General features: G+C 71.2%; 8 protein-coding genes. 2 read left to right on the forward strand and 6 right to left on the reverse strand.

Annotated features, from left to right (window positions below; translation table 11 throughout):
- Positions 1-20: 20 nt before the first annotated feature.
- The 5 genes from OG241_RS18415 to OG241_RS18435 all read right to left on the reverse strand — a co-directional run bounded on the left by OG241_RS18415 (position 21) and on the right by OG241_RS18435 (position 7,554).
- Complete coding sequence (locus OG241_RS18415) at positions 21-1,442, reverse strand: sigma-70 family RNA polymerase sigma factor (RefSeq protein WP_405816576.1); 1,422 nt, start codon at positions 1,440-1,442, stop codon at positions 21-23.
- A 211-nt stretch (positions 1,443-1,653) separates the two neighbouring features.
- Positions 1,654-3,567 carry a DNA primase gene (dnaG, locus tag OG241_RS18420; RefSeq protein ID WP_405816577.1) on the reverse strand — a complete coding sequence of 638 codons (1,914 nt, stop codon included), beginning with the start codon at positions 3,565-3,567 and terminating at the stop codon, positions 1,654-1,656.
- A 58-nt stretch (positions 3,568-3,625) separates the two neighbouring features.
- Complete coding sequence (locus tag OG241_RS18425) at positions 3,626-4,891, reverse strand: NAD(P)/FAD-dependent oxidoreductase (RefSeq protein WP_405816578.1); 1,266 nt, start codon at positions 4,889-4,891, stop codon at positions 3,626-3,628.
- Between the two features lie 146 nt (positions 4,892-5,037).
- Entirely contained in the window at positions 5,038-6,405 is a 1,368-nt protein-coding gene (locus OG241_RS18430; protein WP_405816579.1) for a deoxyguanosinetriphosphate triphosphohydrolase, read from the reverse strand.
- 240 nt (positions 6,406-6,645) lie between these two features.
- Positions 6,646-7,554, reverse strand: a complete 909-nt coding sequence (locus OG241_RS18435; protein WP_405816581.1) for a sirohydrochlorin chelatase — start codon at positions 7,552-7,554, stop codon at positions 6,646-6,648.
- Between the two features lie 211 nt (positions 7,555-7,765).
- On the opposite strand from OG241_RS18435, the gene OG241_RS18440 reads away from it, so the two are divergent.
- Positions 7,766-8,533 (forward strand): vancomycin high temperature exclusion protein, encoded by a 768-nt coding sequence (locus OG241_RS18440; protein ID WP_405816582.1) that lies wholly within the window; start codon positions 7,766-7,768, stop codon positions 8,531-8,533.
- A 291-nt stretch (positions 8,534-8,824) separates the two neighbouring features.
- Complete coding sequence (locus tag OG241_RS18445; RefSeq protein ID WP_405816583.1) at positions 8,825-10,960, forward strand: molybdopterin oxidoreductase family protein; 2,136 nt, start codon at positions 8,825-8,827, stop codon at positions 10,958-10,960.
- A 25-nt stretch (positions 10,961-10,985) separates the two neighbouring features.
- Here OG241_RS18445 and OG241_RS18450 read toward each other — a convergent pair whose 3' ends face one another.
- Positions 10,986-12,194, reverse strand: a complete 1,209-nt coding sequence (locus OG241_RS18450) for a cytochrome P450 (protein ID WP_405816585.1) — start codon at positions 12,192-12,194, stop codon at positions 10,986-10,988.
- Positions 12,195-12,389: the final 195 nt, after the last annotated feature.

A 12,389-nucleotide genomic window follows, 5' to 3' on the forward strand; every position in this document is an offset into this window, starting at 1 on the left:
GGCGTTTGAGGAGCGGGGGTTCAGTCCAGGTAGCCCCTCAGCTGGTCCGCGAAGGCGTGGTCGCGGAGTTTGTTCAGGGTCTTGGACTCGATCTGGCGGATGCGCTCCCGGGTGACGCCGAAGATCCGGCCGATCTCCTCCAGCGTGCGCGGGCGTCCGTCCGCCAGGCCGTAGCGGAGTTGGACGACCTTCCGCTCCCGCTCCCCCAGCGTCGACAGGACCGCCTCCAGGTGCTCCCGCAGCAGCAGGAACGCCGCCGACTCGACCGGTGACGCGGCGTCGCCGTCCTCGATGAGGTCACCGAGGGCCACATCGTCCTCCTCGCCCACCGGTGCGTGCAGCGACACCGGTTCCTGGGCCAGGCGCAGCACCTCGCTGACGCGTTCGGGCAGCAGGTCCAGGTGGGCGGCGACCTCCTCGGGCGTCGGCTCGTAGCCGCGCTCCTGGAGCATCCGGCGCTGGACGCGGACGACCCGGTTGATCAGTTCGACCACGTGTACGGGGACACGGATCGTCCGGGCCTGGTCGGCGAGGGCGCGGGACATGGCCTGGCGGATCCACCAGGTCGCGTACGTCGAGAACTTGTAGCCGCGCGCGTAGTCGAACTTCTCGACGGCGCGGATCAGGCCCAGGTTTCCCTCCTGGACGAGGTCCAGCATGGTCAGGCCGCGGCCCACGTACCGTTTCGCCACCGACACGACCAGGCGGAGGTTCGCCTCGATCAGACGGCGCTTGGCCATCCGGCCCATGACGACCAACCGGTCGAGGTCCAGGGCCAGTTGGCTGTCCAGGTCGGAGGCGAGCCGGAGTTTCTCCTCGGCGAACAGGCCGGCCTCGACCCGGCGGGCGAGGTCCACCTCCTCGGCGGCGGTGAGCAGCGGGATGCGGCCGATCTCGCGCAGATACTGGCGGAACAGGTCGGAGGAGGGTCCGCTGGTGTCGGCGCGGGAGGGACCGCGGGCCGGGGCGCGGGCGCGGAGCCGTTCGGCCGGCTCGACGGGATCGACCGGATCGACCGGATCGAGCAGTTCAACGGGCTCGACCGGTTCGGCGAGCTCGACTGGTTCGGCGAGCTCGACCGGTTCCGCCGGCTCCACCACGTCCGCCGGGGGTTCGTCCGGCTCGGCCGTCTCCGGGTGGTGCGCGGCGCGGCTCTGCGGAGGCACGGCCCCGATGACGTCGGTGACGTTCGCGCTCTCGGGGCCGGTCTCTGTCTCGGCGGCGCCGGACTCCGCCTCGGCGGTACTGCTGTCGGTCTGGGTGAGGGTCTGGGTCTGCACGGGGGCGACCTCCAGGATGATCGCTGCTGAGGCGTACGGCAGCGGTACTCGGGGGGCGGAGGGGGCGGCCTCGCCGCTGTCCGTCCCGTACGCGTTGAGCGGAATCGCGGGGGTGTCGGACCCGTTGGGGACGGGTCGGCCGCGCTCCGAGGACTCAGGCACCGGAACCCAGTGTGGAGTACGACACATCGCTGCCACGAGGGGCGTGCGAGGACTTTCTGCGTCCGGTGTGTGACCGAGTGGTTACCGTCGCCGCGAAGTCGAGTGCCCGTTCGGGGTCCGACCTGGCACGATCGGTGCGTCTCGGGTCCCGCTGCTCAACTCACGTGTACGGAAAGCGTGTCACCGTCCGCCGCGAAACCGCTGCCGAGGCTCAGAGCGCTGCCGCGCCCCTCTCCCGCAGGGCCTGGTCGTACTGCTGGAGTACCCACAACTCGTTCTGTACGGCGGCCAGTTCGGCCGGGTCGCCGTGGGTGGCCAGGCGGGTGTGGGTGACCTGGACCTCCTGGATGCGGCGTTCCACCGCTCTGCGGCGGACCATGACCAACTGGTCGCTCGCGTACACGTCGTCGACGGTTCGGCGCATGATCGCCTCGACCGCCAGCTCCGTCACCATGGCACGGACCGTGTTGTCCGGGGCAATCTCACGGACGCGGACCAGGTACTCCTGCGGGTCGGCGGCGCCGTACTCCGCGCCGCCCGCTTCCATGATCGCCTGGCGTACGGCCGCGTAGGGGGCTGCCGTGAACTCGTCGATGCCGTAGGCGTCGAAGGCCGGGGAGACCAGGTCGGGGCGCTGGAGGGCCAGTTTGAGGAGTTCGCGTTCGGTGGCGTAGACCGGGTTGCGGAGGTTCAGGGCGGGGCCGGAGGGGCCGCCGGATCGTGCGGAGGTCTGCTCGTACGGCTGGGACTGGCGTTGCCCGCCGGTGGGGGCCGGGCCCTTGCCGCCGCGGTCCCGGGCCCAACGGGCCAGCTGGGCCACCCTTTTGACGACGAACTGGGTATCCAGGATGCCGAGCATGCCGGCGAGCTGGACGGCCACCTCGTGCTGTGCGCCGGTGTTCTTGATGCGGGCAACGATCGGGGCCGCCTCGTCCAGCGCCGCCGCGCGGCCCGCCGGGGTCTCCAGGTCGTAGCGCACGGCGATCTGGCGCAGGGCGAACTCGAAGAGGGGGGTGCGGGGTTCGGCGAGGTCGGCGACGGCCTGGTCGCCCTTGGCGAGGCGCAGGTCGCAGGGGTCCATACCGTCGGGCGCGATCGCGATGTAGGTCTCGGCGGCGAACTTCTGGTCGTCCTCGAAGGCGCGCAGCGCGGCCTTCTGGCCGGCCGCGTCGCCGTCGAAGGTGAAGATCACACGGGCCGAGCCGTTGTCCATCAGCAGCCGGCGGAGGATCTTGATGTGGTCGGTGCCGAAGGCCGTACCGCAGGTCGCGATCGCCGTCGTCACGCCGGCCAGGTGGCAGGCCATGACGTCCGTGTAGCCCTCGACGACGACCGCGCGGCTCGTCTTCGCGATGTCCTTCTTGGCGAGGTCGATGCCGTACAGGACCTGGGATTTGCGGTAGATCGCCGTGTCGGGTGTGTTCAGGTACTTGGGGCCCGTGTCCGCCTCGTACAGCTTTCGCGCGCCGAAGCCGACGACCTCGCCGCCGATGTCGCGGATCGGCCACATCAGACGGCCTCGGAAGCGGTCGATGGGGCCGCGGCGGCCTTCCTGGGCGATGCCGGACAGCAGGAGTTCCTTGTCCGAGAAGCCCTTGCCGCGGAGGTAGCGGGTGAGGTGGTCCCAGCCCTGGGGGCTGTAGCCGACGGAGAAGTGCTCGGCGGCCGACTGGTCGAAGCCCCGCTCGGCGAGGAACTTGCGGCCCGCGTCAGCCTCGGAGCTGGTGGCCAGCTGCTCCGCGTACCACTGCGCGGCGATCTTGTGGGCCTCGACCAGGCGGATGCGCTCGCCGCGCTGGTGGGTGGGGTTGTAGCCACCCTCCTCGTACCGCAGGGTGATGCCGGCCTGGCCGGCCAGGCGCTCGACCGACTCGGAGAAGGAGAGGTGGTCGACCTTCATCACGAACGTGATGGTGTCGCCGCCTTCCTGGCAGCCGAAGCAGTGGAACAGTCCCTTGCTCGGGCTGACCTGGAAGGACGGTGACTTCTCGTCGTGGAAGGGGCACAGGCCCTTGAGGTTGCCGCCGCCCGCGTTGCGCAGCTGGAGGTACTCGGACACCACGGCGTCGATCGGGACCGCGTCCCGAACCGCCTTCACGTCCTCGTCGTTGATCCTTCCGGCCACGCAGTGATTCTACGGTGGCGGACCGACAGTCCCGTGACAGTCCCGGGCCCCGCCACGGCTACGGGACGAGGGTGTCCAGCGGTACGCGCGGGTCCGCGAGGGCCTCCGTGTCCACCTGGGCCCGGGATCGGATGAGCTGCTGGATGGGCTCTGTGACGTCCCACACGTTCACGTTCATCCCGGCAAGCACCCGGCCGTCCTTCACCCAGAAGGCGATGAACTCGCGCTTGCCCGCGTCTCCCCGGATCACCACCTGGTCGTACGAGCCCGGGGGCGCCCAGCCCGAGTACTCCATGCCCATGTCGTACTGGTCGGAGAAGAAATAGGGCACGCGGTCGTACGTCGATTCGCGGCCCAGCATCGAGCGGGCCGCCGCCGGGCCGCCGTTGAGGGCGTTGGCCCAGTGCTCGACCCGCAGCCTGGTGTCGAACAGGGTGTGGTGGAAGGCGGCCACGTCACCGGCCGCGTAGATGTCGGGGTCGGAGGTGCCCAGGTGTTCGTCGACCTCGATGCCGCCGCCGTACGCGCGGTCGGCGAGGGTCAGGCCGGCCGCCTCCGCCAGTCCCGTGCGGGGCGCCGCCCCGATGGCCGCCAGGACGTCGTGGGCCGGGTGCTCCTCGCCGTCGTCGGTACGGGCCGCGAGGACCATGCCGTCCTGGCCGACGATCTCCGTGAGGCGGGCGCCGAAGTGGAATCGGACCCCGTGCTCGCGGTGCAGCTCGGCGAAGATGTTGCCCAGCTCGGGGCCGAGGACCGAGTGCAGCGGGGTCGAGGACGGCTCGACGACGGTCACCTCTGCGCCGTACTCCCGCGCCGCCGCCGCGACCTCCAGGCCGATCCAGCCGGCGCCGGCGATCACGATGTGGCCGTTGTCGCGGCCCAGGGCGGCCAGGACGCCCTTGAGGCGCTCGGCGTGCGCGAGGCGGCGCAGATGGTGGACGCCGGCCAGGTCCGTCCCGGGGATGTCGAGGCGGCGCGGCTCGGCGCCGGTGGCGATGAGCAGTTTGTCGTAGTGGACGAGGGTGCCGTCGTCTCCGAACCGGACCGTCTTCGCCGTACGGTCGATGGCGTCGACGGTCTGGCCGAGGTGGAGTTCGATGTCGTTGCGCGCGTACCAGGCGGGTTCGTGGACGAAGACGCTGTCGCGCTCCTCCTTGCCGAGGAGGTAGCCCTTGGAGAGCGGGGGCCGCTCGTACGGGTGGTCGCGTTCGTCGCAGATCAGTATCACGCGGCCGGTGAAGCCCTCCGTCCGAAGCGTCTCGGCCGCCTTGGCGCCGGCCAGTCCGCCTCCGACGATGACGAATGTCTGATCCGCGTCGACCACTTGATTCCTCCTTGTAACGATGCCGCCATGTGCGAGCGTCCCGCACGCAGTGTGATGGGGGAAGAGGGTGTGGCCCGATCAGGCCACGGAGGGTCACATTCGTGTCATATGACCCGCATATGGCACGCATATTGGTCATATGCGGGTCATATGCGGCCCCGGCCTTTCAGATGCGCGTGCAGCGAACGCGCCGACGCGTCGGTGAGGGACGCGATCTGGTCGACGATCACCCGCTTGCGCGCCCGGTCGTCGGCCGCGTCGTCGAACAGCGCGCGGAACTGGGGGTCCAGGCCTTCCGGGGCGCGGGCGGTGAGGGCCTCGGCGAGTTCGGCGACGACGACACGCTGGTCCGCGCGGAGCAGTTCCTGTTCGGCGCGCTGCATCACATAGCGGTCGGCGACCGCCTTGAGGACGGCGCACTCCAACCGCGCCGCGCGCGGGACGGCCAGTTCCGCCGCGTACCGCGTGAGCCTGCCGCCACCGTACGCCGCGCGCGTGGCGCCCTCCGCGGCCAGGCAGAAGCGGCCGATGAGCTGGCTGGTGGCGTCCTTCAGCCGGGCCTGGGCGACGGCCGTGCCGTCGTAGCCGTGCGGCCACCACTCCTGGTCGAGGAGGCGGTCGAGGGCCTCGGCGAGTTCGGCGGGGTCGGTGTCGGCGGCCACGTACCGGCCGGTGGCGACCCGGAAGATCTCCTGGCGTTCGGGCTCCGCGTGCAGGCAGTTGGGGTCGATGTGCCCGGCGTGGAGGCCGTCCTCGACGTCGTGCACCGAGTACGCCACGTCGTCCGCCCAGTCCATGACCTGGGCCTCGAAGGTCGTACGCGTACCGGGGGCACCCTGGCGGACCCAGTCGAAGACCGGCCGGTCGTCGTCGTAGACACCGAACTTCGGGGACGCCGGGTCGGTGGGGTGCGCGCCGCGCGGCCAGGGGTACTTGGTGGCGGCGTCGAGGGTGGCCCGGGTGAGGTTGAGGCCCACGCTGACCAGGTCACCGGTGGTTCCGGATTCGCCCGTGGTTTCGAGCCGTTCGCGGTTCACGAAGCGTTTCGGTTCGATCCGGGTGAGGAGTCTGAGCGACTGGGCGTTGCCCTCGAAGCCGCCGCAGTCCGCCGCGAACTCGTTGAGCGCCTGTTCGCCGTTGTGCCCGAAGGGCGGGTGGCCGAGGTCGTGCGAGAGACAGGCCGCTTCGACGAGGTCGGGATCGCAGCCGAGGGCGGCGCCCAGTTCGCGACCGACCTGGGCGCATTCCAGGGAGTGCGTGAGGCGGGTGCGGGGGCTGGCGTCCCAGATCTGGCTGCGGGTGCCGGGGGTCACCACCTGGGTCTTGCCGGCGAGCCGTCGTAGGGCGGAGGAGTGCAGTACGCGGGCGCGGTCACGCTGGAAGGCGGTGCGGCCCGGGCGCTTGTCGGGCTCGGCAGCCCAGCGGGCGACTGCCGTCGGGGCGTAGGCGGTGGGGGTGGTGTCGTTATCGGGGGGTTGGGGGGTGTGGGTCGTGTTGGTGCGTGTGCCTTCCATGGTTCGACAGTAAGCGCAGGTACTGACAATTTGGGCGTGTGTGTGCGCCTGCGCGTCTGCCGGGTGCTGATTCGTTTGCGGGTGCGGGTCCGTTGTGGCTTGTCGCGCCCACGCGGCGGAGCCGCAAATCGATACAGCCCCGCGCCCCTATTGGGCGTGTGTGCGCCTGCGCGTCTGCCGGGTGCTGATTCGTTTGCGGGTGCGGGTCCGTTGTGGCTTGTCGCGCCGTTCCCCGCGCCCCTATAGTGCCGCGGCCAGTTCTCTCGTTGTGGGTGTTTCCGGGGTCGCCACTGTCTGGTCGTAGCGGTGGAGGATGAGGTCGGCCATGGCCGGGTGGGCGCCCAAGGGGGCCGCGGCGATCCAGGGGGCGGCCTCCGCGCACTCCGTGGCGAAGCGGCCCGGAGCCGTGAAGTACGAGGCCACGGCGACCCGGTGGCGGCCTCGGGCGGCCAGGGCGCGTACGGCGGCGGGGACGTTCGGTGCGGCCGTGGTGGCGTACGCGGGTACGACGGGCACGCCCAGGCGCTCGGCGAGGAGCCGGGCGGTGCGGTGGGTGTCGATGTCCGAGTCGGGGTCGCGGGAACCAGCGGCGGCGAGGACGACCGCGCTCGACCGGCGCTGCTCCTTGCTCATCCGGGTGCGCCAGCCTGCCTCGACGAGACGGGCGTGCAGGGTCTCGACGAGGAGGGGGTGCGGACCGAGGGGGGTGGCCACGCGCGTGCGTGCCGATGCCGCCGCGGCCATCTCCGGGATGTCCTGCTTGACGTGGTAGCCGCGGCTGAGCAGCAGCGGTACGAGAACGGCCTGAGCGGTGCCGAGTCCCGCGAGCGTGTCCGGGAGCAGGGGCGCGTTCAGCTCGATGTGCCCCAGGTGCACGGGCAGGTCGGGGCGCAGCGCGCGGACGCGTTCGGCGAGCGCGCCGACGGTGCTCAGGGCGCGCGGGTCGCGGCTGCCGTGGCCCACGAGGACGAGGGCGGGCGGGGCGGGGCGACGGCTGCCGTCGAGCGGCACGAAGCTGAGTCGGCCGCCGAGCCGGCTGGTGATCCGGTCCATGGTGTGCGCCGAACTGTCGAGGTGGACGCCTCCGGGGTGCCGGAGGCTCTGCGGGAGCTGCTGGGACTCGTCGTGTGGAGGGAGCGAGGCCGTCATGTACCGATCGTGACGGTACGAGGTTGCCACGCCGTTGCGCAGTGATGACGGGTCTTTTCCGGGGGTTCACGGTGCGGGGCAAGGGGTGTGTGAGGTGGATTGACCTGCGGTTTCCTGCGGGCGAGTGAAGCTGGTCACGCCGTGGGCGGCGAACCGGGGCGGGGTCGGGGGCGTCTTCCTTGATCGAAGGCCACCTGGGAGGACCCGTCCGATGAGCAGTCCGCCGAGCAGTTCGGTGAGCAGTCCTAAGGCGCGCAGATCGTGGTTGTCGCCTGCCTGGGCGCGGCTTGTGTGGGGTCGGGTTCGCGTGCGGGTTCGGGTGCCTCGTACGCGGGCCGGTCAGCGGCGGGCCGTGCAGGTCGTGGCGTCGCTGTGCGTGCTGGCGTTGCTCCCGTCCACGTGGATGTTCGTCGCCACCGGTGACCGGCTGCGCGAGGTGTCGGACGCGCCGCGTACCGATGTCGCCGTCGTATTCGGTGCCGGGTTGTGGGACGGGGAGCCGTCTCCGTATCTCGCGCATCGGTTGGACGCGGCGGCGGAGCTGTACCGGGCCGGGCGGATCAGGGTGGTCCTCGTCACCGGGGACAACAGCCGGGAGGACTACGACGAGCCGGACGCCATGCGGGCGTATCTGACGCGGCACGGGGTGCCGGACGGGCGGATCGTGAGCGACTATGCCGGGTTCGACACCTGGGACTCGTGTGTCCGGGCGAAGAAGATCTTCGGGGTCGACCGGGCTGTGCTGATCAGTCAGGGGTTTCATATTCGTCGTGCGGTCGCTTTGTGCGAGGCGGCGGGGGTGGAGTCGTACGGGGTCGGGGTCGAGGCCAAGCATGATGTGACCTGGTACTACGGCGGGGCTCGGGAGATCCTCGCGGCGGGTAAGGCGGCGTTGGACGCGGTGTTCGAGCCTGATCCGCATTTCCTGGGGCCGGTGGAGGTGGGGGTTCAGCGGGCGTTGCGGGGGGATGCCGGGTGAGGGTTTCGCCCCCGCCGCCCCTACCCGTCCCATCCTGTACCTGGGGGCTGCGCCCCCAGACCCCCCTCCGGCCCTGAAGGGGCCTCGTCCTCAAACGCCGGACGGGCTGGAGGTGCGGGCCTGCGCTGAATACGTGACGCCCCGTGTTGAGCACGCTCGTCCTCAAGCGGCGGACGGGCTGGAGGGTGCGGGCAACCTCACCGGCCCTCCCGGTCCCCCGGGAGGTCCCCGTGCCTGCTGTGTAACGGGGGGCGTTCCGGGGTGTAACACGGGCGCCGCACGCTGGGCGGTATGGAGACCTCCGTGACGCCCACGCACTGCCCGTACTGCGCCCTGCAGTGCGGTATGAACCTCACGCCGGTCGCGGGCGGGGGCGTCACGGTCACCGAGCGCGTCGACTTTCCGGTGAACCGGGGCGCGCTGTGCGGCAAGGGACGCACCGCGCCCGCGCTGCTGTCGCCGGCGCTGCGGCTGACCGAGCCGCTCGTCCGGCGGGACGGGGTCCTCGTGCCCGCCTCCTGGGAGGAGGCGCTGGACCGGGTCGCCGAAGGACTGACCCGCACGCGTACGGAACATGGTCCGGACGCGTGCGGTGTCTTCGGCGGGGGTGGGCTGACGAACGAGAAGGCCTACGCGCTCGGCAAGTTCGCGCGGGTCGTTCTCGGGACCTCCCAGATCGACTACAACGGGCGTTTCTGCATGTCGTCCGCTGCCGCCGCCGGGAACAAGGCGTTCGGGATCGACCGTGGGCTGCCCTTCCCGATGGAGGACATTCCCAGGACAGGCTGTGTCATCCTCGTCGGCTCCAACCTCGCCGAGACCATGCCTCCCGCCCTCCGCTACTTCACCGAACTCAAGGAGAACGGGGGCACGTTCATCGTCATCGATCCGCGTCGGACCCGTACCGCAGAGCAGGCCGATCTGCATCTCGCACCGCGTCCCGGCACCGATCTCGCCCTCGCCCTGGGTCTGTTGCACTTGGTCGTCTCGCAAGGGCGCACCGACGAGGCGTTCATCGAGGCACGGACCAGCGGGTGGGAGGAGACTCGGGCTGCCGCGATGGCCCACTGGCCCGAGTACGTGGAACGGATCACCGGCGTGCCCGTGCCCCAACTCCGGGACGCCGTACGGATGTTCTGCGAGCCTGCCACTGCGATGGTGCTCACGGCGCGTGGGCCCGAGCAGCAGTCCAAGGGGACTGACACGGTCGGCGCGTGGATCAACCTGTGCCTGGCGACCGGGCGCGCGGGGCGACCGTACTCCGGCTACGGATGCCTGACCGGGCAGGGCAACGGGCAGGGCGGGCGTGAACACGGCCAGAAGGCCGACCAGTTGCCCGGCTATCGCAAGCTGACCGACCCGGAGGCGCGGCGCCATGTGGCCGGCGTGTGGGGCGTCGACCCCGACTCGTTGCCCGGGCCCGGGCTGAGCGCGTACGAGCTGCTCGACGCACTCGGCTCCGACATTCGCTCGCTGCTGCTGATGGGGTCCAACCCGGTGGTGTCCGCGCCCCGGGCCGCGCACATCCAACAGCGCCTGGAATCGCTGGACTTCCTCGCCGTCGCGGATGTCGTGCTGTCCGAGACGGCCGCGCTCGCCGATGTCGTCCTGCCCGTGACCCAGTGGGCGGAGGAGACGGGGACGACCACCAGTCTGGAGGGTCGGGTGCTGCTGCGCCGACAGGCCGTCTCTCCCCCGGACGGTGTCCGCAGCGACCTGTACGTCCTGCACCAACTCGCCGCCCGCGCCGGGGTGGAGAAGGGGTTCCCGGTCGACCCCGAGGAGGTTTTCGAGGAGTTGCGCCGGGCCAGCGCGGGCGGGATCGCCGACTACTCGGGGATCACCTACCGGCGGCTCGCCGAGGATAACGGCGTCTTCTGGCCGTGCCCGGCGCTGGACGAGCAGCCGGACGGGCGGGACGGTCAGCCTCAGGAGCGGAACGACCGGGCGTCGGCGGCGCCGCATCCCGGTTCTCCTCGTCTCTTCCTCGACCGGTTCGCCACCGAGGACGGGCGGGCCCGGTTCGCGCCCGTGACGTACCGGGCGATCGCCGAGGAGCCGGACGCCGAGTACCCGGTGCTGCTGACCACCGGGCGGGTCGTCGCTCAGTACCAGTCCGGGGCCCAGACTCGGCGTGTCGACGAGCTGAACGCCGCCGCGCCCGGGCCGTTCGTGGAGCTGCATCCCCGGCTCGCCGCGCGGTTGGGGGCCGGCGAGGGGGACGCCATCGCCGTCGTGTCCCGGCGTGGGCGGGCCGTCGCGCCGGCGCGGATCACCACCTCGATCCGCCCCGACACCGTCTTCATGCCCTTCCACTGGCCGGGCGAGGGCCGGGCCAACACGCTGACCAATCCGGCCCTCGACCCGACTTCACGGATGCCGGAGTTCAAGGCGTGCGCGGTACGGCTGGAGACCGTACGGCCTTGAACGGCAGGTGAGTTGGGGCGGCGTGCTACCAGGTGACCGGGAGGCTGCGTACGCCGTGGACCGCGCGTCCCTCGTGGGAGTTCTCCTCCGCCGGGGCCGCCAGCCGTAGGGTCGGCAGGCGGCGGAACAGGGTGGGCAGGGCGATCTGGAGTTCGGCGCGGGCCAGGGCCTGGCCGAGGCAGTTGTGCAGGCCGTGGCCGAACGTCAGGTGGTGCTGGGTGTCCCGGGTGATGTCGAAGGTGTCCGGGTCGGCGAAGGCGCGCGGATCGCGATTGGCCGCCTGGAGCGAGACGACGACACCTTCACCGGCCCGTACGGTGACACCGCCGATCTCCACGTCTTGGGTGGCGATGCGCCGTATCCCGATGTGAACGACCGCGAGGTAGCGCAGGAGTTCCTCGATCGCCCCCGGAACCAGCTCCGGATCGGCCTGCAGGGCGGCGAGTTGGGTGGGGTGGGACAGCAGAGTCACCGCGCCGAGCGACAGCATGCTCGCCGTCGTCTCGTGTCCCGCGATGAGCAGCATCACCGCAAGTCCGGCCGCCTCGGCGGGGGCTGCCTCGCCGGTGGCGACACGTTCGGACGCGAGCCTGCTGAGCAGGTCGTCGCCGGGGTCGGCGGTCTTGGTCGCGAGCAGCTCCATGAGGTAGCCGAAGAGCGCGCCCCAGCCCGCCCGCATTGCCTCGGGTCCGTCGGTCACGGTGGCGAAGGCGGCAGCATGGCGATGGATGAACTCCCGGTCCGCGTACGGCACTCCGAGGAGTTCACAGATGACGAGCAGCGGGAGCGGCAGGGTGAACTGCTCCACCAGATCGACGTCCGGCCCCTTGGTCACCAGGTCGTCGATGAGCCGGTCCGTCAACTGCTGGATCGACGGCCGCAGTTCCTCCGCGCGGCGGAAGGTGAAGTCCGGGATCAGCAGTCGGCGCAGCCGGGTGTGGTCGGGCGCGTCCATGGCGAAGAGCTGGCCGGGGGTGGGCGGCGGCGGAGTCGGCTGCAGGCCGGGGAAACCCTCCCGGTGGTTCTCCGAGCTGAAACGGGCGTCCGCCAGAACGGCACGCGCGTCCTCGTGCCGGGTGACCAGCCAGGGGGTGTTCCCGCCCCAGAGCGTGATACGGCTGAGCCGGCTCTGCTCGCGCAACAGGGCGTATTCGGCGGGGGGATCGAGCAGGGCCGTGCGCCGCATGGGCAGCGGGGGGTAGGTGGTCTCAGACGTGGTGGGGGTCTCGGACATGGTGGGGGTCTCCGCGTGGTGGGGGTCGGGGGCCGGGGGCTGGGAACTGGGGGCTGGGGGTGCGGCAGAGGGGAAGGGGGGTGGAGGCGTGGGGTGGTGCCCGTGCGGGGCGCTGCCGTCGGGCGCAGGGCAACTGGCTGTGCCTGCGCCCGCGCCTGTGGCTGCGCCTGTGCCCGCTCCCGTGTCTGCGCCTGT

This window comes from Streptomyces sp. NBC_01390 (genome assembly GCF_045040105.1).
In the GTDB taxonomy this organism is placed as follows: domain Bacteria; phylum Actinomycetota; class Actinomycetes; order Streptomycetales; family Streptomycetaceae; genus Streptomyces.